The organism is Terrabacter sp. 2RAF25 (assembly GCF_052115265.1).
Classification (GTDB): domain Bacteria; phylum Actinomycetota; class Actinomycetes; order Actinomycetales; family Dermatophilaceae; genus Terrabacter.
Window position 1 is genome coordinate 120758 of sequence record NZ_JBFRGJ010000007.1, and the last position, 23409, is coordinate 144166.

19 protein-coding genes are annotated in these 23409 nt (G+C 71.0%); 12 read left to right on the forward strand and 7 right to left on the reverse strand.

Going from position 1 to position 23409, the window contains the following annotated elements:
- Positions 1–115 precede the first annotated feature (115 nt).
- Together AB4091_RS17515 and AB4091_RS17520 are read left to right on the forward strand one after the other, a co-directional pair.
- Positions 116–1810: a helix-turn-helix domain-containing protein gene (locus AB4091_RS17515; RefSeq protein ID WP_442293332.1), complete on the forward strand. Its 1695-nt coding sequence runs from the start codon at positions 116–118 to the stop codon at positions 1808–1810.
- A 126-nt stretch (positions 1811–1936) separates the two neighbouring features.
- The gene (locus AB4091_RS17520) at positions 1937–2833 is read left to right on the forward strand and encodes a hypothetical protein (RefSeq protein WP_442293334.1); all 897 of its coding nucleotides are present in this window, start codon (positions 1937–1939) and stop codon (positions 2831–2833) included.
- A 172-nt stretch (positions 2834–3005) separates the two neighbouring features.
- Here the strand turns inward: AB4091_RS17520 and AB4091_RS17525 are convergent, their stop codons facing one another.
- Both AB4091_RS17525 and AB4091_RS17530 read right to left on the reverse strand, forming a co-directional pair.
- Positions 3006–3488 (reverse strand): hypothetical protein, encoded by a 483-nt coding sequence (locus tag AB4091_RS17525; protein WP_442293336.1) that lies wholly within the window; start codon positions 3486–3488, stop codon positions 3006–3008.
- Positions 3485–5578 (reverse strand): CARDB domain-containing protein, encoded by a 2094-nt coding sequence (locus AB4091_RS17530; RefSeq protein ID WP_442293338.1) that lies wholly within the window; start codon positions 5576–5578, stop codon positions 3485–3487. Before AB4091_RS17530 ends, AB4091_RS17525 begins: the two co-directional genes overlap by 4 nt.
- Before the next feature lie 410 nt (positions 5579–5988).
- On the opposite strand from AB4091_RS17530, the gene AB4091_RS17535 reads away from it, so the two are divergent.
- The 6 genes from AB4091_RS17535 (at position 5989) to AB4091_RS17560 (ending at position 13216) form a co-directional block, all read left to right on the forward strand.
- Positions 5989–7434: a uracil-xanthine permease family protein gene (locus AB4091_RS17535; RefSeq protein ID WP_442293340.1), complete on the forward strand. Its 1446-nt coding sequence runs from the start codon at positions 5989–5991 to the stop codon at positions 7432–7434.
- A 155-nt stretch (positions 7435–7589) separates the two neighbouring features.
- Entirely contained in the window at positions 7590–8585 is a 996-nt protein-coding gene (locus AB4091_RS17540; protein WP_442293342.1) for an FAD binding domain-containing protein, read from the forward strand.
- Entirely contained in the window at positions 8582–9145 is a 564-nt protein-coding gene (locus tag AB4091_RS17545) for a (2Fe-2S)-binding protein (RefSeq protein ID WP_442293344.1), read from the forward strand. The genes AB4091_RS17540 and AB4091_RS17545 overlap by 4 nt, the downstream gene beginning before the upstream one ends.
- Positions 9142–11619, forward strand: a complete 2478-nt coding sequence (gene cutA / locus AB4091_RS17550) for an aerobic carbon-monoxide dehydrogenase large subunit (protein WP_442293346.1) — start codon at positions 9142–9144, stop codon at positions 11617–11619. Before AB4091_RS17545 ends, cutA begins: the two co-directional genes overlap by 4 nt.
- Positions 11616–12290, forward strand: coding sequence for an SRPBCC family protein (locus AB4091_RS17555; protein ID WP_442293348.1), 675 nt, complete (start codon positions 11616–11618; stop codon positions 12288–12290). Before cutA ends, AB4091_RS17555 begins: the two co-directional genes overlap by 4 nt.
- Positions 12291–12292: 2 nt before the next feature.
- Complete coding sequence (locus AB4091_RS17560) at positions 12293–13216, forward strand: carbon-nitrogen hydrolase family protein (protein ID WP_442293350.1); 924 nt, start codon at positions 12293–12295, stop codon at positions 13214–13216.
- A gap of 95 nt (positions 13217–13311) precedes the next feature.
- Here AB4091_RS17560 and AB4091_RS17565 read toward each other — a convergent pair whose 3' ends face one another.
- On the reverse strand, positions 13312–13689 hold the full coding sequence (locus tag AB4091_RS17565; RefSeq protein WP_442293352.1) for a winged helix-turn-helix domain-containing protein: 378 nt from the start codon (positions 13687–13689) through the stop codon (positions 13312–13314).
- On the reverse strand, positions 13686–14462 hold the full coding sequence (locus AB4091_RS17570) for a hypothetical protein (protein ID WP_442293354.1): 777 nt from the start codon (positions 14460–14462) through the stop codon (positions 13686–13688). Before AB4091_RS17570 ends, AB4091_RS17565 begins: the two co-directional genes overlap by 4 nt.
- 325 nt (positions 14463–14787) lie before the next feature.
- On the opposite strand from AB4091_RS17570, the gene AB4091_RS17575 reads away from it, so the two are divergent.
- Positions 14788–16107, forward strand: a complete 1320-nt coding sequence (locus AB4091_RS17575) for a glycosyltransferase (RefSeq protein WP_442293356.1) — start codon at positions 14788–14790, stop codon at positions 16105–16107.
- Positions 16108–16166: 59 nt separating this feature from the next.
- Here AB4091_RS17575 and AB4091_RS17580 read toward each other — a convergent pair whose 3' ends face one another.
- Positions 16167–17432: an RNA polymerase sigma factor gene (locus AB4091_RS17580; RefSeq protein ID WP_442293436.1), complete on the reverse strand. Its 1266-nt coding sequence runs from the start codon at positions 17430–17432 to the stop codon at positions 16167–16169.
- Complete coding sequence (locus AB4091_RS17585) at positions 17429–17869, reverse strand: YciI family protein (protein WP_442293358.1); 441 nt, start codon at positions 17867–17869, stop codon at positions 17429–17431. Before AB4091_RS17585 ends, AB4091_RS17580 begins: the two co-directional genes overlap by 4 nt.
- 188 nt (positions 17870–18057) lie before the next feature.
- Between AB4091_RS17585 and AB4091_RS17590 the strand changes: the two genes are divergently transcribed.
- The 3 genes from AB4091_RS17590 to AB4091_RS17600 are packed head-to-tail and all read left to right on the forward strand — an operon-like array spanning position 18058 to position 23071.
- Positions 18058–20196, forward strand: coding sequence for a hydantoinase/oxoprolinase family protein (locus AB4091_RS17590; protein WP_442293360.1), 2139 nt, complete (start codon positions 18058–18060; stop codon positions 20194–20196).
- Between the two features lies 1 nt (position 20197).
- Entirely contained in the window at positions 20198–22231 is a 2034-nt protein-coding gene (locus tag AB4091_RS17595; RefSeq protein ID WP_442293362.1) for a hydantoinase B/oxoprolinase family protein, read from the forward strand.
- Between the two features lie 3 nt (positions 22232–22234).
- The gene (locus AB4091_RS17600; protein ID WP_442293364.1) at positions 22235–23071 is read left to right on the forward strand and encodes an SDR family oxidoreductase; all 837 of its coding nucleotides are present in this window, start codon (positions 22235–22237) and stop codon (positions 23069–23071) included.
- Positions 23072–23088: 17 nt separating this feature from the next.
- On the opposite strand, the gene AB4091_RS17605 is transcribed toward AB4091_RS17600, so the two are convergent.
- Positions 23089–23379 carry a hypothetical protein gene (locus AB4091_RS17605; RefSeq protein ID WP_442293366.1) on the reverse strand — a complete coding sequence of 97 codons (291 nt, stop codon included), beginning with the start codon at positions 23377–23379 and terminating at the stop codon, positions 23089–23091.
- Positions 23380–23409: the final 30 nt, after the last annotated feature.

Consider the following 23409-nt stretch of genomic DNA (forward strand, 5'->3'; position numbering starts at 1 on the left):
TGACGATGCGCACGGGGGGCCCCGCCCCAGCGTCGGCGCGAGCAACGGCGGAGGCGTCGGCGCAGGCGCTGGCGTAGGCGCTGGCGTAGGCGCTGGCGTAGGCGCAGGCATCGGCGTGGTCGGCATCGACCGTCCGGACGTCGGAGGCTCCGCCATCGACGGCGAGGCCGAGGTGTCGGGCATCTCGCTTCGGCTCATCGCCGGGCTCGCGGCGACGGCCCACGGGTCGGTCCGCTCCGACCCTGCCCGCCTCGACGTCACCGTCGACAGCACCGCCCCGCTGCGCACCGCCCTGCGCGACGCAGTGGCCCGCACACGGCTGAACCACCGGCTCGTCCTCGCCGACGCCGCAGCCCTGGCCGAGCACGCACGCGGCCTCCACGAGGTCTTCACCGCCCTCGAGCGCGCCTCGGCCGCCGGCATCGTCGTGTCAGGGCTCACCGGGCGCACCGCGACGTCGGTCAGGACGGCCGCCGAGGCGACCGGGCTGCCCCTCATCGACGTGCCGCTCGACCACATCGCGACCTTCACCACCGAGGTGCTGACCGCGATCCTCGACCACCAGACGGCGGTCCTGCGCCGGCTCGAGGACGCCGACCGCGCTCTCGTGCAGATCGTGCTCGCCGGTAGGTCCCTCGACGACCTCTGCGAGCAGGTGGTCGGCTTCCTGGAGGGGGCCGTGATGGTCACCACCACCGACGGCCGGGTCATCGCCCGGGCCGGGTCGGCCCGCGAGCTGGAGCACGCCACCGGCCTCGAGTGCTTCGACCGCACCGGACGGCTGCTCACCGAGAACGAGCCGATGGGTCCGCGACCCGACGGCCCGACCGCCAACCGCGCCGCCGTGCGCATCGTCGCCGGTCATCTCGACCACGGCGTGCTGATCGCGTTCTGCAGCCACCGCCGGCTGACCGTCGACGACGTGCGCCTGCTCGAGCGGGCCGCCACCGTGGCCGCGCTCGCCATCACCAAGGACCAGGCCGTCTCGGCGGTCGAGAGCAAATACCGCGCCGAGTTCCTCCGCGATGCGCTCGCCGGGCGTGCCGGCTCGCCCGCCGAGGCCGTCGCCCACGCGAGCTCGCTCGGCTGGGACATCAACCGGCCGATGGTCGTCGTGGTGGCCGAGACCGACGAGGACGACGACCGCTCGACGCGTGACGGCGACGAGGTTCGCTTCCTCCAGCAGCGCTTCGCCCGAGCCTGGACGCACGCCGTCACGGTGCGCGACGCGCGCTCCCCCGTCATGGGGTTCAGCCGAGAGGTCGTGGCCCTCGTCGGCGTGCCGCCGCAGGCCGACACCGACCAGGTGATGCGCGTCGTCGGCGAGTACGTCCGCGTCGTCCGAGGTGACGGTGGTGGCGGTCGGCGCAGCTTCTCGGCGGGCGTCTCGCGGCCGTTCGTGTCGGTCGCCGCCCTGCCCCAGGCGTACGACGAGGCCCTGTCTGCGGTCACGGTCGGGCGCCAGATGCACGGCGACGGTGCCCTCACGCACGTCGACGGCCTCGGCATCTACCGCTTGCTCGCGCTCATCCCCGACGGCGCCGACCTGCGGCGGTTCGTCTCCGAGTCGCTGCGCGAGCTGGCCACCGACGAGTCACCGGAGTATGCCGGCCTGCGCGAGACCCTCGGGGTGCTGCTCGACACCAACCTCAACGTCGCCGAGACGGCCCGGCTGCTCTTCTTCCACTACAACACGCTGCGCTACCGCATCGGCAAGCTGGAGAAGCTCCTCGGCCCGTTCACGACCGACCCCGACCTGCGCCTGACGCTCGCCCTCGCGCTCAAGATCCACCAAATGCGCGGTATCTGACGTCACAAGAATCGCGAAAAGGCAGTAGTTCCAGCGTTTTCCGGCCTGGGGAGCCCTGCGGGAATAGCGTGTTCGGTGGCGCCCCGCAGGGCGCGGGGCGTGCCTCCACTTTGGGGAGTCCCGAATATGAAGAAACTACTGGCTTGTGCCGCTGCCCTCGCTCTCAGTGCCAGCGGGCTGGTCGCCGGAGCCGCGAGTGCCGGCGCCGACTCACACCACTCGCACTCGTCCGTGTCCGTCGTCGGCAACGGCAGCCACGTCACCCTCAGCCGGTCCTCCGTCGACGCGGGGGTCGTGCGCTTCCGGGTCAGCTCGACCTTCGCCGGCGGGTCCAGCAACATCACCATGTTCCAGCCCAAGGCCCACGTGAACGTCGCCAGAGTCCTGGCGGACCTGCAGGAGGAGTTCTCCTCGGATCCGGCGACGGCCGCGAAGGGGACCCGTGACCTCGTCCGGGACGCCCGGTTCTTCGGCCTCGCGGACGTGGGCCCCGGCACCCCGGCCGTCGTCACTGAACGGCTCGCGCGAGGGACCTACTACCTCATGGATCTCGGCGCACCGCCGACGGGGGCCCCAGCCCTCACCACGCTCCGCGTGCGCGGGGACGGTGACCGCGACGAGCACGGCGACCACGGCGACCACCTGAGCCTGCCCAGGGCCAGGGCCACCGTCGAGGTCACGTCAGCCGACCGGTTCGTCGTGCACGGACGTCTGCCCGCCCACGGCACCGTTCGGGTGCACAACGTCTCCGACACGATCCACTTCATGGACATCAGCCCGGTGAAGAAGGGCACGACGGACGCCCAGATCCAGGCCTTCTTCGACTCCAACTCGCAGCAGCCACCGTCGTTCTTCGTCGACGGCCCTTCCGTCGGGATGGACGTGCAGTCGCCCGGCCGACAGGCCTTCCTCACCTACCGGCTGCCGCCGGGCACCTACGTGCTGCTGTGCTTCGTCGCCGACGACGAGACCGGGATGCCGCACGCGCTCATGGGCATGCACAAGGTCGTGACCCTCAAGTAGTCCTCACCCAATCGAAAGAACACTCAGTCACGTCCCAGCCCAATCGAAAGAACACTCCGTCACGTCCCAGCCCTATCGAAAGAACACTCCGTCACATCCGTGCCCAATCGAAAGAGCAGTCCGTCTCGCCGGAGACGGACTGCTCTTTCGACCAATGGGAAGGCTCAGGCGCTCACGTGCCGACGAGCACGCTCACCGACGTGTTGCCCGTGCAGTCCGGGATCTCGCGGATGGCCCACCGGCCGCGCAGGCCGTTGCCGGCGAAGTTCGACTCGGCGTCCCGGTCCTCGACCTCACCCTCCGAGGGGGTCCACCCGCGCGTCGAGTAGGCGGACTGCATGTCGGCGAGGGTCTGCTCGAACGGCTTCGGCGAGACGGCCGTGACCACGGTGCGGCCGGCACTGCGGGCCTGGACACCGGTCACGACGTAGCCCTCGGGCACCGCAGCCTGCGCGGGGAACGAGGCGGGCACGGGCACGGCGGTGGCGTCCTTGGCACAGACGACCGGTGCAGCAGTCTGGCCGGCAGCAGGTTCGGCCATCGCCGACGCGAGCTCGTCGGACCCGCAACCGCCGAGCAGCGCGGCGCTGCCCACGGCGAGACCCACCACAGCCGCGGACAGGGCCCGCGACCGCAGCGGCGGCATGCGCCTCATCGGACCACCTGCGTCTGGCGTCGGTTGTCGGACTCGTCGGACTCGCGGATCCGGCCGTCCGGGTCGACGGCGACGAGCACGGTGTGCGTGCCCTTGCCGAGCCGCACCCCGGGGAACGCCACGGTGCTCGAGCGTCCGGCGGCAAGGTCGACGGCGGCGGAGGTGCCGACGTTGACGCCGTCGACGAACAGGCGGCTCGTGACGCCGGAGGCGACAGCCTTGCCGGAGTTCGTGAGGGTCGTGGAGGCGGCATACAGCGCACCGGCCTTCGCGACGGAGAGGGTCGTGGGGGCCAGGTTGGGCAGCGCGTCGTAGGCGGCATACAGCGTGTTGCCGGACTGTTGACGCGCGATGGTGGCGTAGGCGTCGAAGTTCTGGGCGCCGCCGGGCTGTGCGCACGCCCCGGTGCAGCCATCGGCGTAGCCGACCTGGACGCGGCCGGTCCGGTCGACCGTGGCGTCCATGAAGTCGAGCAGGTTGCGGTCGTTGCCGCAGGTCGTGCCGCCGGTGCAGATCGAGCCTCGCTGCACGGGGTCGCTCGGGGTCGTGTCGACCGTCGCCCAGCTCTTTCCGCCGTCGTACGTGGTGGACACGTAGAGGTGCCAGTCGCCCTTGAACGCGGTGGCGTCCTGGTAGTTGCCGGGCGTCGTGCTACCGATGAAGGCGAACGAGGCGCGGTCGTCGTCGCCGGCCACGACGGCCGGGAACACCGTGTTGTGGACGCCGAGGCTCGCTCCGACGTTCTGGTCGTCGGTCCACGTCTTGCCCTTGTCGCGGCTGACCGCGACGCGGGGCGTGCCGTCGGCTGCCTGGTAGCCCATGTAGACGGTGCCCTTCGCGCCGACGCCGACGCTCGGGTCGGAGTCGCCGGCGGTGCTCGCCGGGTCCTTGCGGACCGACCACGTCGTGCCGCCGTCCTCGGAGACGGCGACGGCCTGGTTGCCGCCGCACGACTTGTTCGGCACGTAGACGGTGCCGTCGTTCGGGGCGACCTTGACGTGACCGTGCAGACCGCCGCAGTCGAGGAGGGAGTACATCGGGACGGCCGGACCGAACGTCGTGCCGCCGTCGTGGCTCGAGGCGCAGTTCGCGTCGGCGACGTCCTGGCTGCAGTAGTACACGGCGTTCGCGTACGTCGAGGTCGGCAGCGCGCCGACGCCGTTCGGCGAGTACGGGCCGCCTCCCACGGTCTGGTGGTCGACGCCGGAGTTGAGGCCGCCGCCCTGGCTCGGCGACCACGTGCTGCCCTCGTCGTCGGAGTAGCACATCAGCGAGGTCTTGCCAGCGAGCTGGCTCTCGAAGACGCGACCGGTCTTCGGGTCCGTGAAGCCGATGGGGTCGAGCGACTTGGAGCCGCCTGTGGCGCAGCCCTTGGCCGGGGTCGCCGAGACGTCCGACCAGGTGACCTTCGAGGGTGACGAGCTGTCGTCCCACGTCGCGCGGTAGGTGTCGTAGAGCGCCTGGTAGAAGCTGGCTCCCGTCTTGTGGCTGCTGCCCAGCGACGGCTCACCGGCGTCGTGGGCGCGTGCGAACGACTGCGGGGCGCCGTACTGGCTGAACGTGGGCGGCGTGGCCGTGCTCGGCGCCGGGTTGGCGGGGACATCGGTGAGCGTGGCCGTGCCCGAGACCGACTCGCCGAGGGGGGCGAACGGCACGACTCGCACGGTGTAGTCACCGCTCGTCGGCGGCGCGACGATGACCTCGGGATCGGAGCTCGAGGCGGCCGACGCGACCACCGCGCCGCTGTGGTCGAGCAGGTAGACGTCGAAGTCGGCGGCAGCGTTGCCCCACCCGACCTTGACGGTCAGCTGGTGGGTGTCGCCGTAGCCGGCCGGTGTCGACACGTGCAGGGCGAAGTCGTCACACAGCTCGGGTCCACAGCTGACGTTGCCGGTCGTGCCGGTGGGGTTCGGCGCGGCGAAGGGACCTGCGGTCCACTGCGCGCTCGTGCTCGAGTCGGACAGCGACCCTGAGGCCGGCGTGGCCGCGAGGGCGGGACCCGCCGCGCCGACGGCCACGAGCAGGGCAGTTGCGCCCACCAGCAGGGTCTGTGGACGGGGGCGGTTGGTGCTCGGCCAGATCTTCAACATGCTGACTTCTCCTGAACGAGGAAGAGAACGAGACACCCCCGAGGTGTCCGGTCGAAGGACGTGGCGGACGTGACAACACGTGACGCCACCCGGTCCAACGAGGCGACCGCCCAGGACGCTACGAGCCGGCGGGTCAAGAGTCGGTCAGGAGACGCTGGGACTCTGCTGGACGCTTGCTGGACGACGAACCGCATACCGCGGGAACAACCGGACAACCCGGACAGACGGCATACGTCAGCAAGTGCCAGCACAACGCCGTCGGCGTGTATCAACGTTTGACGAACGCAATCCCCTGTTGTGGGAGTAGTTTTCGCCCATCCCGGAGTGGGAAGTGACCCGCATCACCAGGTGCGGCAACCATAGGAGTCGGAATGGCTTTGGGCTGGAAACTACACGGGGACGGCAGGACGATGGGCCCCGACGACGTCGTTGCGCCTGACGAGCGTCTGTCGTGGGGCAAGACGGTGGGCCTCGGCGCCCAGCACGTCGTGGCGATGTTCGGGGCGACCTTCGTCTTCCCGCTCGTCATGGGACTCAACCCGCAGCTCGCGATCCTGATGAGCGGCATCGCGACGGTCTGCTTCCTGCTCATCGTCAAGGGCAAGGTGCCGAGCTACCTCGGCACGTCCGCGAGCTTCGTCGGCGGTGTCGCGGCGATCCGCGCGCAGGGCGGCACGTCGCAGGAGGTCACGGGCGCGATCCTGGTCTCGGGCCTCGTGCTGGCGCTCGTCGGCATCACGATCCACTTCCTCGGGTCGTCGATCCTGCACAAGGTGCTGCCGCCGGTCGTCACCGGCGCGGTCGTCATGCTCATCGGCTTCAACCTCGCACCGGTGGTCGCCGGCATCTACTGGCCGCAGGACCAGTGGGTCGCGATCCTCGTCATGCTCTTCACGATCATCTGCGCCGTCGCCTTCAAGGGCTTCGTGTCGCGCATCGCGGTCTTCCTCGCGCTGATCTTCGGCTTCATCATCTCGTGGGTCTTCGACAAGGCCTTCGGCCAGATCACGAGCTTCGACGCCGGCGCCGGCAAGGTGACGACGCACTTCCGCACCAACTTCGACAACATCGCCTCGTCGCCGTGGTTCGGCTTCCCGCCCTCGACGGGTGACCTCGGCCCCGACGGCAAGGCCCTCGTCGGCGTGCACCTGCCGTCGTTCTCGGTCGCGGCGATCCTGCTCGTGCTGCCGGCCGTCATCGCGCTCATCGCCGAGAACACCGGACACGTCAAGGCCGTCGCCGAGATGACGAAGACCGACCTCGACCCCTACATGGGCCGCGCCATCGCCGCCGACGGCATCGGCACGATGATCGCCACCTCCGTCGGTGGCTCGCCGACGACCACGTACGCCGAGAACATCGGTGTCATGGCCGCGACCCGCGTCTACTCGACGGCCGCGTACTACGTGGCCGCCGCCGTCGCGATCCTCTTCGGCCTCTCGCCGAAGTTCGGCGCGCTCGTCTCGTCGGTGCCCGGTGGCGTGCTCGGCGGCATCACGGTCGTGCTCTACGGCATGATCGGCCTGCTCGGCGCGAAGATCTGGAAGGAGAACGGGGTCGACTTCGGCAACCCGATCAACCTCGTTCCGGTCGCCGCCGGCATCATCATCGGCATCGGCAACGTCGAGCTGAAGTTCACCGACAACTTCACCCTCGGCGGCATCGCCCTCGGCACGATCGTCGCGGTCGGCGCCTACCACCTCGCCCGTTCGGTCGCGCCGCACGACCTGCGACTACGAGCGGACGCTGCGGGAGGCACGATGATCGCGCTCGGCAAGGCGGAGTACGGCGACAGCGACGGCATCGACGACCTCTACCAGGACGAGCCGAACGGCCCCGACCTGCGCCGCCGCTGACCGCACCCCAGCACGACGCACCGCACGCCGCCGTGGGCCCTCGACACCGAGTCGGGGGCCCACGGCCGTTCAGGGCAAGAGTTGCCAAAAGCGCACGGTCAGCGATGCACAACCATCACTAGTACGAAGCCGGATCGGAAGGCAGGATCAGTTCGGTGAAGCCCGCCCCCTTCGAGCACCACGCTCCCCTCAGCGTCGAGGAAGCCGTCGCCGTCCTGACCGAGGTCGGCCACGACGGCAAGGTCCTCGCGGGCGGGCAGAGCCTGATCCCGATCCTCAACATGCGCCTGGCCTCGCCGGCCCACCTCGTCGACATCAACCGCGTCGCGGGCCTGGACGGCATCGAGGTGACCCCCGGGGCCGTACGCGTCGGCGCCCTCGTGCGCCACGCCGGCCTCGAGCGGTCCGAGGAGGCGTATGCCGCCCTCCCCCTCCTGCGCCAGGCGCTCGTCAACGTCGCCCACCCGGCGATCCGCAACCGCGGCACCACGGTCGGTTCCATCGCACACGCCGACGCCGCCGGCGAGATGCCCGCGATCCTCGCCCTCACCGAGGGTGTCGTCGAGGTGGCCGGCCCGTCCGGTTCGCGCGAGATCCCCTGGGGCGACTTCTTCCTCGGTGCGCTCGAGACCTCCCTCGCCGCTGAGGAGCTCGCCGTCGCCGTGCGCTTTCGGCGTTTCGCTGCCGGCACGGGGACGGCCTTCGTCGAGGCCGCCCGTCGGCACGGCGACTACGCGATGGCCGGCGTCGGCGTGGCCGTGACCGTGACCGACGGCGTCGTGTCGGGCGCTCGCGCCTCGTTCGTCTCCGTCACCGACGTGCCTTCGGTGCTCGACCTCGGGCCTGCGCTCGAGGGTGTCGAGCCGGCCGGCAGCGCGTGGGGGGCGGCCGTCGACGCCGCTGCCGAGGCGGTGCACGCACACGTCGACCCCGAGGGCGACATCCACGCCACCGCCGAGTACCGCCGCATGCTCGTCACCGAGCTGACCCGACGCGTCCTCCCCCAGGCCACCGCCCACGCCGCCCAATCCCCCGAAGGCAGCTCGACCCGAACCTCCGCACCGAACGCTGCGTTCGATCTCGAAAACCCTGTTACAACACTGAGTTCACCGTCGAACGCTGCGTTCGGCGGGGAGGAGGGACGGCGATGACCGACACCGCCAGCGAGACGCTCCACGACGTGACGGTCACGGTCAACGGCATACGCCGGTCGGCTCGCGTGCCCGCGCGACGCCTGCTCTCCGACTTCCTCCGTCACGACCTCGAGCTCACGGGAACGCACGTCGGCTGCGAGCACGGCGTCTGCGGCGCCTGCACGGTGCTCGTCGACGGCGCGCCGATGCGCTCGTGCCTGATGTTCGCGGTGACGGCGCAGGACCACGCGATCACCACCGTCGAGGGGCTGTGCACCGCACCCGACGCCCGTGTGGCCCCGACCGGCGAGTCGATGAACCCGGTGCAGCAGGCGTTCGCCGAGTGCCACGGCCTGCAGTGCGGCTTCTGCACGCCGGGCTTCCTGACCACCGTCACGGCCTACCTCAACGAGAACCCCTCGCCGACGAGCGAGCAGGCGCGAGAGGCGATCTCGGGCAACCTCTGCCGCTGCACCGGCTACCAGAACATCGTCAAGAGCGTGCTCCGCGCGGCCGAGATCAAGACCGAGATCAAGACCGAGCGAGCCTCTGACGAGACCGCGGGGGAGCGCTCGTGACGACCCAGATGTTCGGTGCGCCCATCAAGCGCAAGGAGGACCCGCGGCTCGTCACCGGCGGCGGCCGCTACCTCGACGACCTCGGCCACGACGCCCTGGCTGCCGCCTTCGTGCGCAGCCCCCACGCCCACGCCCGCATCGTCGACATCGACGCGTCCGACGCCATCGACATCGACGGCGTCATCGGCATCTACGGGCACGAGGACCTCCCGGGTCGTGTCGGCGAGCCGCTGCCGCTGCTCATCCCGCACCCGACCCTGACCCACGGCCGCACCGGCTACGCGCTCGCGCGCGACGAGGTCAACCACGTCGGCGAGCCCATCGCGATGGTCGTCGCCACCGACCGCTACGTCGCCGAGGACGCCTGTCAGCGCATCCGGGTCACCTACGAGCAGCTGCCCGTCGTCGTGGGCATCGAGGCGGCACGCGACGGCGAGCGGCTCGTCCACGACGACGTGCCCGGCAACGTCTCGGCACACATGCTCCAGGAGGTCGGTGACGTCGAGGCGGCGCTCGCATCCGCGCCGCACACCCTGACCCTCGAGCTCGACATCGAGCGCAGCGCCTGCATGCCGATGGAGGGCAAGGGCGTCTATGCCCGCTGGGACCGCGAGCGGGGCGAGCTGCGGATGTACTCCTCGACCCAGACCTCGACCGGCGTGCGAGCCGCCGTCGCGGCCAAGCTCGACCTGCCGCTCGCCAAGGTCGAGTGCATCGCCCCCGACGTGGGCGGCGGCTTCGGCGTCAAGATCATGCACCCGTGGCCCGAGGAGGTGCTCGTCCCCTGGGCGGCAAGGCTGCTGGGCCAGCCGGTCAAGTGGACCGAGGACCGCCGTGAGCACTTCATCAGCTCGGCGCACGAGCGTGGCCAGCTGCAGCAGGTCACCGTCGGCTTCGACGACGACGGCCGCGTGCTCGGGCTCGACGTGCGCTTCTGGCACGACAACGGCGCCTACACCCCCTACGGCATCATCGTCCCGATCATCACCTCGACCCAGCTGCTCGGGCCCTACAAGCCCGGCGCGTACCGCGTCGAGTTCTGGTCGCTCTACACGAACACCGTTCTCGTGACGCCCTATCGGGGCGCCGGCCGCCCGCAGGGCTGCTTCGCGATGGAGCGCACGATGGACGCCATCGCCGACGAGCTCGGCCTCGACCGCGCCGAGGTGCGATCGCGCAACTTCATCCTCCCGAGCGAGATGCCCTACGACCACGGCCTGCTCTTCCAGGACGGCCGACCGCTGAAGTACGACTCCGGCGACTTCCCCGCGAGCCTGGCCAAGCTCAAGGAGCTCGTCGGCTGGGACGACTTCGCCGAACACCGAAGGAAGGCCGAGGCCGAGGGCCGCAAGGTCGGGCTCGGAATCGGTTGCTACGTCGAGGGAACCGGCGTCGGCCCCTACGAGGGCGGCCACATCCAGGTCGAGACGAGCGGCCGGGTCAACGTGTCCACCGGGCTCACCTCGCAGGGCCAGGGGCACGAGACCGTCTTCGCGCAGATCGTCGCCGAGGAGCTCGGCGTCCGCCTCGAGGACGTCCACGTCACCACCGGCGACACCCGCAAGATGCCGTATGCCGTCGGCACGTTCGCGTCGCGGGCTGCCGTCATGAGCGGCAGCGCCATCGCGATCGCCACCCGCAAGGTGCGTGAGAAAGCGCTGCGCATCGCCGCCGACGCGCTCGAGGTGTCGCCCGACGACCTCGAGATCGTCGAGGGCACCGTCCGCGTCAAGGGCGCCCCGACGACGTCGATGAGCCTCGGCACGGTATCGGTGCTGTCCAACCCCCTCCGGTATGCATTCGACGAAGCCGCCCGTGCCGCAACGCAGTTCGCCGGAACGTTCGACCCCGACAAGCCGCCGGTCGCCGAGGGCGAGGAGCCCGGCCTCGAGGGCAAGGGCTTCTACTCCCCCACCCAGGCGACCTTCGCCAACGGCATGCACGCCGCGATCGTCGAGACCGACCCGGTCACGGCCGAGATCACGATCCTGCGCTACTGCGTCATCCACGACTGCGGCACGATGATCAACCCGATGATCGTCGAGGGCCAGGTCCACGGCGGCGTCGCGCAGGGCGTCGGCGGCGCGCTCTACGAGCGGATGGCCTACGACGAGTCGGGGCAGCTGCTCAACGCGAGCTTCATGGACTTCCTCATGCCCTACGCCTCCGAGGTGCCGACCATCGAGGCCGACCACCTGGAGACGCCGTCACCGCTGAACCCCTTGGGCATCAAGGGGGCCGGCGAGGCCGGATGCATCCCGGTGACGGCCGTCATCGCCTCTGCCATCGAGGACGCCGAGGGCTTCCCGATCACCCGCATGCCCATCTCTCCCAGCGAGCTGTGGGAGCTGCGCCGCCGCCACGCCGCCGGCGAGATCCCGTCGCTGCACCGCAACCTCACCCACCAGGGCGCGCCCAGCACGCCCAGCGCCCCGCGCACGCCCAGCACGTCATCGAAGGAGCCGACGTCATGAAGATCTCCGGATCCGCGACCCTCGCGTCCGAACCCCAGCAGGTCTGGGACGCCTTCCACGACCCGGCCGTCCTCGCCCGATGCCTCCCCGGCTGCGAGCGCCTCACCGAGGTCGGACCCGACCACTACGCCATGACGGTGACCGCGGGCGTGGCCGCGATCAAGGGCACCTACGACGGCGAGGTCTCGCTGCGCGACCCGCAGCACCCCGACTCCTTCACGATGAAGGCCTCCGGCGCCGGCGCACCCGGCACCGTCGACGCCGACGTCGTCGTGCGGCTCGCGCCCGGAGCCTCGGGCGGCACCGACCTCACCTACGACGCCGACGCCGCGGTGGGTGGCGTCATCGGCGGGGTCGGGCAGCGCATGCTGGCCGGTGTCACGAAGAAGATGGCAGGACAGTTCTTCTCGGCGGTCGACGCCGACATCGCCGGCGCCCGTCCGGCCGCCGCTGCCGCCCCGATCGGCGCCGCAGCCGGGCCACCCGCGGCAGCACCCGGCATACCTGGCGGTGCCGTCGCCGCCCAGCCGAGCGGCGCGGGAACCGTGTATGCCGGCCGGCCCACCCCCGCCGAGGGGTCCAGAGTTCGCGACTACGCCCTCGGGGTCGTCACCGGGGGCGTGGTCGCGGTCGTCGGCGTGCTCGTCGGCTGGGCGATCGGGAGGGGCTGACGATGCGCGCCTTCACCGCCGCCGCCGTGCAGGCGGCACCCGCGCCCGAGAAGCTCTCGCACGAGACGATCTCGGCCAACATCGAGGCCTGCGTCGAGATGACGCGCCGCTGCGTGGAGGCCACCGGCGCCGAGCTCGTCGTGCTGCCCGAGACCGCGACGACCGGCTTCACGCCCGGCTGCTCCAAGGAGGAGCTCTGGGACCTCGTCACCGAGCTGCCCGGCGCGATGACCGAGCCGTTCCAGGCGGTTGCCCGCGAGTTCGGCGTGCACCTCTGCGTCGGCACCTACGAGCGCGGGCCCGAGCGCGGCGTCGTCTACAACTCGTCGGTGCTCATCGACCCGGCGGGCGAGGTGCTCGGCGTCTACCGCAAGACGCACCCGTTCTGCTCCGAGATCGTCACCGGCGGTGGGTGGGTCACGCCGGGCGACACCGTCACGGTGTGCGACACCGACCTCGGTCGCATCGGCATGATCATCTGCTTCGACGGCGACTACCCCGAGCTCTCCCGCATCCAGGCGGTGCAGGGCGCCGAGGTCATCTGCCGCCCGTCCGCACTCCTGCGCTCGGCCGACATCTGGGACCTCACCTCGCGGGCCCGCGCCTACGACAACCACGTCTACGTCATCGGTGCCAACGCGGTGGGTCAGGACCCGGCCGGCGTGCTCTACTTCGGCAACTCGCACATCGTCACCCCGGTCGGCCACATCGTGGCCAAGGCGGCGACGCACCCGGGCTGGGTCACGGCCCGCCTCGACCCGGCCGAGGCGCTGGCGTCGCTGACCCCGGGCTCGAACGTCGGCCAGGCCTTCGACCACCTGCGCGACCGCAACCTCGACCTCATCCGCAACCACCGGGCCGAGCTCGAGGGCGCCGCCGAGACGCCGTTCCCGCACGCGCCGATCCACCGCGGCGAGGCCGGCTGAGTCTGCGACCCAGGCACACGGCATACCTCATCAGGTATGCCGTGTGCGCCCCCTCGAGAGCGCCCACCTCCCATCGAGTGCCCACTTCCCGCCCCTCAGGGAGTGGGTGGTTCGCTTCCTTCGAAGCGACGGAGCAGCTCACGGATCGCTGCCATCTCCTCTGCGAGGGCATGCCGTCCGGCGCGCGTGATGGTCACCCACGTGCGGGGGCGCTTGCCGGCATACCCCTTCTCGACGTGCACGAGCCCGCTGCCGGCGAGCACCTCGATGTGTCGGCCGAGGTTGCCGTCGGTGAGTTCGAGCATCGACTTGAGGTAGGTGAAGTCGGCACGCTCGGTCTCGGCGAGCACGGCGAGGATGCCGAGACGCGCTTTCTGGTGGACGACGTCGTTGAGACCGCTGGTCGGGTGCGGAGTCTCGTCGACGGGCGCGTCACCGGACGTAGCCCCTGACGGCGCATCTCGGGGCGTCACGACGTCACCGGCTCCGCTGCAGGTCGCCGAACTCCCTTGGCACGCCAACTGCGCGCCGCGACCACGATCAGAGCGAGCCCCAAGGCGGCCAGGACCACGGTGTCGGCCTGGACGATCGCGTTCACGGAGACGGCGTCCGAGAGTCCCACGAGACCGAGCAGGTCGCCGAAACGGTTGGTGAAGAACCCGAGGTGTGCCAGCGTCACGACGACCCCGAACACGACGACCCAGAGCGCGAGGCGGGGGTCGCGTCGCCGCCGGGCGATGAGCAGCAGCGCGATGCCGATGAAGGCCGTCGGCGCCATGAAACCGACGATGCCGAACATCCCGACGAAGCCGAACGGCGAGAACGGCAGCCCGAAAGTCGCCAGGACGAAGAGACCCACTCCGCCCGCAACCCAGGCGCCGGCACCGGCGCCTGCCCCGAGACGTCGGCTGCGGACGGCGAAGCAGACGCCGATGACGACGAGTCCGACAGCGCCGACCCGTGCCCAGTAGTTGTCGACGAACTGCGAGAAGGCCAGCTCGCCGTCGGTGCTGCTTCGCGACTGTCCCGGACCGAGGTCCGAGAAGAGGACGTTCTGCTGGATGTACGTGAGGACCGCGTACCCGATGGTGAGGACGCCGAGGACGACCAGCGGGATCGCGAGGCCCTGGGCGTCGGCCCGTGCCGCGCGTCGCACGCCCTCGGTGCCCTCGAGGAGGCGGCGTGCCTCGTCGGGGTCGAGGCCGGCAGACGGTCCTGGTGATGCGGCGTTGCCCGAGGTGTCCATGCGTGCCTCCTGAGGAGGGGCGCCCCTGTGCGCCCGGTGGAGACACTCTGCATCGCAGAGTAGTCGCGAGTCAAGAGCACTCTCCGGCCGAAGATCATCCCGATCGAAAGAACACTCCGTCCGCTCCCGCACCGGACGAATCGCTTTCTCGATTGGGGCCGGGTGTGCGTTCTTCCGCGAAACTGCGGTTCGGCGGCGGAGCGCATCGCGCGCTGGGACACTGGAAGGCGCGCCCTCCGGGGCTGACCGGGGGCTGCCCGTGCATCGGGGGGTTCACCATGCAAGGTCGAGTACGCCGCACTCCGAGGACGCGGCGATGGAGGCGGTGAGCTCGACCGCCCCCGCCGCGCACGCGGGTCCAGGACGGTTCCTCATGGTTGCCATCGACGCCGGTGGCACCCTTCCGCCGATGATGGGCGTCGCGGCCGAGCTGGTGCGTCGCGGGCACGACGTGCTCGTCCTCGCAGATCCCACCGCAGAGGACGTGGCGCGGGCGGCGGGCTGCGACTACGTGCCGTGGCAGACGGCGCCCCAGATCACCTCCGTCGACGACCAGACCAGGATGATCACCGAGTTCGAGACCGGCAGCCCGCTGCGACGACTGCGTCGGATCCGGGAGCGGGTGCTCGTCGGGCCGGCGGGGTTCTTCGCCCGCGACGTGATCGACGCAGCGCACCGGCACGGCGCAGACGCGGTGCTCGTCGAGGGCACGGTGCCCGGCATGGTCATCGGCGCGGAGGCGACGCGGCTGCCCTTCGCGGCCCTGATGGCCAATATCTACGCCCGGCCCACCCGCGGACTCCCGCCGTTCGGCACCGGCTGGTCACCGTCCCGCAACCCGTTGGGTCGAGCGCGCGATGCGGTCGCTCTCGCCACGATTCGGAGGGTGTCGGCAGGAATGACCAAGCAGCTCAACGCAGTTCGTGCCGCATACGGCCTCGCCCCGGTGGACGAGCTGCTGGGCATGCTCGACCACGCGAACGCCGTGCTGGTGCTCACGAGCCCGTCCTTCGACTTCTCCACCCCTCACCTACCGAGCAACGTCCGTTACGTCGGCCCGCAGCTCGACGACCCCAGCTGGGCGGCGCGCTGGGACGACCCCTCCGACGACCCCTCCGCCGACCCCTCCGACGACCCCCGACCCCTCGTGCTCGTGGGCCTGAGCTCCGTCCACCAGGACCAAGCCGAGACGCTGAACCGCATCTGCGCCGCCCTCGGCCGGCTGCCCGTGCGGGGCCTGGTCACCACCGGACGCGCCGTGGACCCCGCGAGAGTCACCGCGCCGCCGAACGTGCAGGTGGTCCGGGCTGCGTCGCACCAGCAGGTGCTCCGGCGTACGGCCGCGGTGGTCACCCACGCCGGACACGGCACGGTCATGCGCTCGCTCGCCGCCGGGGTCCCGCTCGTCTGCATCCCGATGGGGCGGGACCAGAAGGACGACACCGTACGCGTGCTCCGGCTGGGTGCCGGAGTGCGGGTGCGCGCGTCCGCAGCCCCCGAGCAGATCGCGAGTGCGGTCCGCCTCGTGCTGGAGGACGAGCAGTATGCCGTCGCGGCAAGGACGTTCGCCGCCGTGCTCGCCGAGGAGGCCCGGACCCGCCCCTCTGCCGCCGACGAGGCCGAAACCCTGCTCGGGACCCGTTGAGCGCACCGCGGACGGAGTGTTCTCTCGATCAGGCACGTCCCGATCGAGAGAACACTCCGTCACCCATCGCGCGTTACGGAGTGTTCTCTCGATTGGCGTGTCAGTGGCGGCGGAGGGCTGCGGAGGGCGGCGGCGCGGCCGGACAGGTGCCGTCGCTCGGCGTCGTTCGTCGCGAGGCCCGCGGCAGCGTCGAGCGCGACGGCCGCCGCCGCCGTCTCCCCGGCCATCTCGAGCAGCTGACCCCGGACGGCGAGCCACCGGTGCGTGCCGCCGAGGCGATCCTCGACCGTGTCGACGACCTCGATGGCGGCGAGCGGCCCGTCGACCATGGCGACCGCGACCGCGCGGTTGAGCGTGACGACGGGGCTGCCCGTCACCTGCTCCAGCAGGCCGTAGAGCGTCACGATCTCGCGCCAGTCGGTCTGGTCGGCCGTCGACGCGCGGTCGTGCGTGGCCGCGATGGCGGCCTGCAGCTGGTACTCCCCCACAGCGCCGAGCGCTGTCGCGCGGTCGAGCAGGGCGAGCCCTTCGGCGACCATGCCGGCGTCCCACGACGAACGGTCCTGCTGCGGCAGCGGGACGAGGTCGCCCCGGTCGTCGGTGCGCCCGGGCGATCGGGCCTCGAGCAACAGCATGAGCGCGAGCAGCCCCATCCCTTCTGCATGCGACGGCGCAGCGGCCACCACCAGCCGCGTCAGACGGATCGCCTCGCGGCTCAGCTCGACCCGCTGCAGGTCGGCGCCGCGCGTGCCGGTGTAGCCCTCGTTGAAGAGCAGGTAGAGGACGTGGAGGGCCGAGACCAGACGGGCGTCGAGGTCGGTGGCGGACGGCATACGGAAGGGATCGCCGGAGGCGCGGATCGTCGCCTTCGCCCGGCTGATCCGCTGCGCCATCGTCGCCTCGGGCACGAGGAAGGCGCGCGCGATCTCGGCCGTCGTCAGACCGCCGACCGCCCTCAGCGTCAAGGAGATCGCCGACGCGGGCGTCAGCGACGGGTGGCAGCACATGAGCAGCACGGTGAGGCTGTCGTCGCGGTCGACCGGGTCGGATGCCGGCACGTCCCACGCCACGACCCTGGCCTCCCGCTCCCGCCGCGACCCGTCGCTGCGCCACAGGTCGACGAGCCGCCGTGACGCAGCCCGCACCAGCCACGCACGCGGCTCGTCAGGCAGGCCGTCGACCGGCCAGCGCTGCGACGCCGTGAGCAGCGCCTCCTGCACGGCGTCCTCGGCGGAGTCGAAGTCGCCGAAGCGGCGGCTGACGATGCCGACGACCTGCGGCGCGAGGGCGCGCAGGAGGCCGTCGAGCGTGGGCGCAGTGCTCAGCCGGCCGCCCCCGTCGTGCGCAGGAACGCGTCCATCTGCTCGGTGTCCGCCGGCGCCTGCTCCATGATCTGGCGCACGTGGATCGGCTGCTGCGTCGGCCGGCCGCCGCGGCCCGGCACGGCGGACACCCGAGCGGCGATCTCGAGCGCCCGCTCCTCGGTGTCGACCTCGACGATCTGGTAGCCGGCGAGCCACTCCTTGAACTCCTGGAACGGGCCGTCGGTGACGACCGGTGCGCCCCCGTCGGACGTGACGATCTTGGCGAGGTCGGGGCCCGTGAGGATCGTGGTGTCGACGAGCTCACCGCTCGCGACGAGCTCGTCGTTGAGGGCGCCGTAGTAGTCGAGGTGCGCCTGGACCTCTGCGGGCCCCCACTCGGACATCGGGGTCTCGTCGGGGCCTGCCTGGAAGTCGACGCCGATGAGGTACTTGGCCATGGTGCTCTCTCCTTGGGTTCGGGCGTGCCCAGCGTGGCACGCTCACCCCCTCGACGGAGCCGAGCGCGCGTCCTCGACACCGCCAGGCCGCCCGGACACACGACTGTCGAGGGTTGACGCGGAGACCCGGGTTCGTTGGCACCATGTGCCAACGCCTCGGAGTGGGTCCCGCGGGTTGAATCCTCACCATGACAGCAGGCATCCCCGCAGGCCGCCGGATTCGCATCGGCATCGACACGGGCGGCACGTTCACCGACGTCGTCGCACTGGACGAGGACTCCGGAGAGCTCGTCACGACGAAGACGCCGTCGACCCCGAGCAACCCCGCCGACGGCTTCCTCGCCGGGGTGCGCAAGGTGCTCGACCTGATGGGCGCGAGCGGCGACGACATCAGCGCCGTCTCGCACGGCACTACCGTCGCGACGAACAAGCTGCTCGAGGGCAAGGTCGAGGCGCTCGGCTTCATCACGACCGAGGGCTACGAGTTCATCCTCGAGATCGCCCGCCAGGCCGTGCCCGACGGCTACGGCAACTCCTACTTCTGGGTCAAGCCACCGCGCATCGTCCCCGCCGACTACGTCAAGACCGTCGGCGGCCGGATGGACTTCGAGGGCAACGAGATCCGCCCGTTCGACGAGGACGGCGCCGTCGCCGTGGCGCGGTGGTTCAAGGAGCGCGGCATCACCACGATCGGCGTCTGCCTGCTGCACTCGTACGCCGACGACAGCCACGAGCTCGCCATGCGCGAGGTGCTGCGCCGCGAGCACCCGGAGGCGATCGTCTCGATCAGCTCTGAGGTGCTGCGCGAGTACCGGGAGTACGAGCGCTCGATGACGACCCTCGTCGACGCTGCGGTCAAGCCCAATGTCAGCCGCTACGTCGCGAACATCCACCAGCGCCTCGACGACTTCGTCAGCAGCAGCGAGAAACTGCCCTTCTACATCATGAAGTCCAACGGCGGCGTGCTCTCGGCCGACGAGGTCGTGCACCAGCCGATCACGACGGTCCTCTCCGGCCCTGCCGCGGGTGCCCTCGGCGCCGGGCTCATCGCCAGCCGCGCCGGCTTCGACAAGGTGCTCACCTGCGACGGCGGCGGCACGTCGACCGACGTCTCCGTCGTGCTCGGCGGCGAGCCGACCCTGACGACCGAGGGCAGCGTCGGGGCCTACCCGAGCAAGATCCCGATGATCGACGTCGTCACCGTCGGTGCCGGCGGCGGCTCCATCGCGTGGGTCTCCCCCGAGGGCTCGCTCAAGGTCGGCCCGCAGTCCGCGGGCGCCGACCCCGGCCCCCTCTGCTACGCCAAGGGCGGCACCGAGCCGACGATCACCGACGCCCACGTGACCCTCGGCCGCATCCCCCCGCACCTGCTCGGCGGCGAGATCCCGCTCGACATCGACGCCGCCCGCACCGGCGTCCAGGCCCTCGCGGACCGCCTCGGGCTCAACTTCGAGCGCTGCGCCACCGGCATCCTCGAGATCTCGGCGTGGAACCAGGCCAACGCCCTGCGCCAGGTGAGCGTCAAGCGCGGCCTCGACGTGCGCGACTTCATGCTCGCCACCTTCGGCGGGTCCGGCTCGCTGCTCGCCTGCCGCCTCGTCGACATCCTCGGACTCGCCGGCGTCGTCGTGCCGCAGAACCCCGGCAACGTCTCCGCCTTCGGCCTGCTCACCGTTGACGTCAAGAACGACTACGTCCAGACCTCCGTGGCGCGACACTCCTCGCTCGACCACGCCGCAGTGCAGAAGACGTTCGACGACCTCACCTCGAAGGCATCGAGCGCCCTTGACGCAGAAGGCTTCCCGGCGGAGGAGCACCGTTACACCCGCACCGTCGACCTGCGCTACTTCGGCCAGGCCTACGAGGTGCGCGTCGCCGCGCCCGAGGGCGAGGTCGACGAGGCGTATGCCGCCGACGTCGCCTCTCGCTTCCACGACGAGCACCGCGCCCTCTACGGCTACGACTTCCGCAGCGACCCCACGCAGCAGGTCGAGTGGGTCAACCTCCGGGTCACCGGCGTCGGCCCCATCACGCGCCCGGAGCTGCGCGACCTCGCGAGCGCCGACGGGGCCGGCGCAGCCGACGTCCGTGAGCGCGCTCACCGCAGCGTGCGGCCCGTCTGCTTCGACGCCGACGCCGGCTACGTCGACACCGACGTGTGGTGGCGCCCCGACCTCCTCGCGGGCGACACGGTGCACGGCCCCGCGATCGTCGAGGAGTTCGGCTCGACCGTCCCCGTCCACCCCGGCTTCGTCGTCCGCGTCGACACGCTCGGCAACCTCGTCATCACAAAGTCCGCTGCCGCAGACGACACCAAGGAGGCCTGAGATGTGCTTCTCCTGCCAGACCGCCGCCACCCGGCTCGCGCCCGTCGACGCCGCCACCGGATCCCACGGGTCCACGGTCGGCACCCCCGGCCACGACGCTCCTGCACCGAACCCTGCAGGGCTCCCCACGGCATACGAGCACGGCAACCGCCTCACCCCGGAGGGCACGACCGTCGACCCGATCCTCGTCGAGATCGTCGAGGGCACCCTCGCGAGCGTCGAGATGGAGGTCGAGACGGCGATCGCCCGCACCAGCCGGTCGCCCATGATCCGCGACGCGCACGACTTCCGCGCCGGCATCCACGACCGCCAGCTGCGCAAGCTCACCGGCCGCTCCTACAGCGCGCTCGTGCACCCAATCGCCCGCGACTTCCCGCTCACCGAGATGAGCGAGGGCGACGTCTTCTTCCACAACGACGTCTACGAGTCCGAGGGCGGCATCGGGCACCTGCCTGACCTCTGCGTCACGGTGCCGGTCTTCTCCGGCGGCGAGGTCGTCGCATTCGTCCAGGCGTTCGGGCACCATGACGACATCGGCGGCGCCGTGCCTGGCTCGATGCCGAGCAACGCCCAGACCGTCTTCGAGGAGGGTCTGTCCGTCCCGCCGATCAAGCTGTGGGACAAGGGAGTTCCCAACCAGGCGGCGTTGCGCATCATGACGCGCAACAGCCGCATGCCCGACAGCCTCGCCGCCGACCTCGACGCCGAGTGCTCCGCCTGCCTCATGGGTGCGCGCCGCCTGTCCGAGCTCTTCGAGCGCTACGGCCGCGACACCATCGAGGCGGCCTTCGACGCGATCCTCGACAAGACGACGGAGACCTACCGCCGCGAGATCCTCAGCAAGATCCCCGACGGCACGTACGTCTGGGAGGACTATGCCGAGCACGACGGCGTCGACGAGCCGATGCTGCACACGCAGCGGATCACCCTGACGAAGGTCTCGACCGGCGGCCCCGGCCCCGGCGACGGCGGCCCCAAACTGATCATCGACTTCACCGGCACCGCCAAGCAGGCGAAGGGGCCGATCAACCACTGCGGCGACTACGTCGGCGGCAACTTCCTCAAGAAGTGGCTCGCCCCGATCCTCCGCAACCTCGCCGACACTCCCGAGCGGATGGCCGAGCTCGACGTCAACGAGGGCATCGTGCCGCTCATCGAGATGAAGTTCCCCGAGAAGGGCACGCTGCTCACCCCGATCTACCCGGCGCCCACGAACGCCCGCACGTTCGTCATCCTGCGCCTGCTCGGCGTGCTCGCCGGCGTCGTGGCCAAGGCCGTCGACGGCAAGATGCCCGCCGACCAGGAGACGATCCGCTACACCGGCGTCTACGGCAAGGACCGCGACGGCAACGACTACCTCATGCGCGAGGTGCTCGGCGGCGGTTCGGGCGGGCGCTACTACGCCGACGGCGAGGACACGATCCACGTCGTGCCCGACAGCCGCAACCTGCCGACCGAGTTCACCGAGAGCCGCTTCCCCTTCATCGTCGAGCGCCTCGGCCTCGCCGTCGACTCCGGCGGCGCCGGCCGACACCGCGGCGGCCTCGGCTACGAGAAGCACATCCGCATGCTCAAGGACGCCAACTTCATGTCGATCGCCGACCGGTCGATCCTCGCCTGCTGGGGCGTCAAGGGCGGCAAGGCCGGTCGCCCCTTCGAGGTCACCGTCGACGTCGGCGGTCCCGACGAGCGCACCGTCGACGCCCTCGCCGACGCCGAGGTCGTCAAGGCCGGCCAGGTCATCCGCATCCGCACGACGGGCGGCGGCGGCTGGGGCGACCCGCTCGAGCGTCCCTACGACGAGGTCGAGCGCGACCTGCGCTGGGGCAAGGTCTCGTTCGACGGAGCCCGCAGCGACTACGGCGTGGTCGCGAGCGGCCCCAAGGACGAGCCGTCGGTAGACGCGGCCGCGTCGGACGCCCTGCGCACGCAGCTGCGTGCCGAACGCGCTGCCGAGCAGCCGTTCTTCGACCGCGGCCCCGGCTACGCGACCCTCGCGGCCGGCCAGCACGCAGCGGACGTCGACTGGGTGTGAGCGATGACCGTCCTGGTGATCGGCGCGACCGGCAAGACCGGTCGCGCCGTCACGCGTGCCCTGGCCTCACGCGGCATCGCCGTCCGCGCTGCCGTGCGGTCCGCCGACAGACAGAACATGGCGTATGCCGCTGGGGCCCAGTCGATCTCGGTCGTTGACCTCGAGACCGGGGCTGGGTTGACCGAGGCGGTCGACGGGGTCGACGCCGTCTACCACCTGGCCCCGAACGTCCATCCGGACGAGGCGGCCATCGCCGGGCGCGTGGCGGCAGCTGCGGCAGCGGCCGGTGTGGGTCGCTTCGCGTTCCACTCCGTGCTGCACCCCGACGACGCCTCGATGCCGCACCACCTCCGCAAGGGAGAGGCCGAGCACGTGGTGCGGGCCGCACTGCCCCGCGCGACGGTGCTGCGCCCGGCCGCCTACCACCAGAACCTCGTCGAGGCGGCCCGCTCGGGCCGGCTCGCCGTCCCCTACTCGCTCGACACCCCCTTCACCAACGTCGATCTCGACGACGTCGCCGAGGGCGCGGCGACGGTGCTCACCCGACACGGGCACGAAGGCCTCACCTACGAGCTCGCCGGGCCCGAGGTGCTCAGCGTGCGCGACCAGGCTGCGGTGGCTTCGGAGGTGCTCGGGCGCCACGTGACGGCCGAGCACGTGCCGCTCGAGGGCTGGACCACCGGCCCGGGCGCGAGCCTGCCCGAGCAGGCCCGGGCCGACCTGCTCGCGATGTTCACGGCATACGACCGCCATGGTCTCGTCGGCGAAGCCGACACCCTGCGCCGGCTCCTCGGCCGCGAGCCCCGCACCTGGGCCCTGGCGCTGTCGCCACCGGACTGAGCCCGCACGAGCGAGGGTCAGTCGATGTCGCGTTCCTCGATGGTCTGACGCACGGTGTTCGTGACGCCGTTGGGCCCCTCCTCGCGCGTGATGATGCGCTTGCGGCGGCGGCCCTTGCTGCCGTGCCAGATCAGCAGCCCGCCGGCGACCATGAGGATGACGCCGGCGATCGGCAGGTTGATGACCGTCGTGTTGGCCCTGACCGCAAAGGTCAGGATCGCGCCCACGACCGCCAGCAGCACCCCGACACCCAACGTGCCACCCCCTCCAGGCTGGACCTGCGACGCGACGACCTCGTCTCGCTTCATTATCTTCCCCTACCCACCCGCCGACCTCGA

What these genes read in the sequence shown, in the direction of transcription:
- AB4091_RS17585 (WP_442293358.1), bottom strand. Translation starts at nt 17,869, where the DNA reads ATGGCCAAGTACCTCATCGGCGTCGACTTCCAGGCAGGCCCCGACGAG.
- AB4091_RS17595 (WP_442293362.1), top strand. Translation starts at nt 20,198, where the DNA reads ATGTGCTTCTCCTGCCAGACCGCCGCCACCCGGCTCGCGCCCGTCGAC.
- AB4091_RS17590 (WP_442293360.1), top strand. Translation starts at nt 18,058, where the DNA reads ATGACAGCAGGCATCCCCGCAGGCCGCCGGATTCGCATCGGCATCGAC.
- AB4091_RS17525 (WP_442293336.1), bottom strand. Translation starts at nt 3,488, where the DNA reads ATGAGGCGCATGCCGCCGCTGCGGTCGCGGGCCCTGTCCGCGGCTGTG.
- AB4091_RS17570 (WP_442293354.1), bottom strand. Translation starts at nt 14,462, where the DNA reads ATGGACACCTCGGGCAACGCCGCATCACCAGGACCGTCTGCCGGCCTC.
- AB4091_RS17535 (WP_442293340.1), top strand. Translation starts at nt 5,989, where the DNA reads ATGGGCCCCGACGACGTCGTTGCGCCTGACGAGCGTCTGTCGTGGGGC.
- AB4091_RS17545 (WP_442293344.1), top strand. Translation starts at nt 8,582, where the DNA reads ATGACCGACACCGCCAGCGAGACGCTCCACGACGTGACGGTCACGGTC.
- AB4091_RS17560 (WP_442293350.1), top strand. Translation starts at nt 12,293, where the DNA reads ATGCGCGCCTTCACCGCCGCCGCCGTGCAGGCGGCACCCGCGCCCGAG.
- AB4091_RS17530 (WP_442293338.1), bottom strand. Translation starts at nt 5,578, where the DNA reads ATGTTGAAGATCTGGCCGAGCACCAACCGCCCCCGTCCACAGACCCTG.
- AB4091_RS17520 (WP_442293334.1), top strand. Translation starts at nt 1,937, where the DNA reads ATGAAGAAACTACTGGCTTGTGCCGCTGCCCTCGCTCTCAGTGCCAGC.
- AB4091_RS17605 (WP_442293366.1), bottom strand. Translation starts at nt 23,379, where the DNA reads ATGAAGCGAGACGAGGTCGTCGCGTCGCAGGTCCAGCCTGGAGGGGGT.
- AB4091_RS17600 (WP_442293364.1), top strand. Translation starts at nt 22,235, where the DNA reads ATGACCGTCCTGGTGATCGGCGCGACCGGCAAGACCGGTCGCGCCGTC.
- AB4091_RS17555 (WP_442293348.1), top strand. Translation starts at nt 11,616, where the DNA reads ATGAAGATCTCCGGATCCGCGACCCTCGCGTCCGAACCCCAGCAGGTC.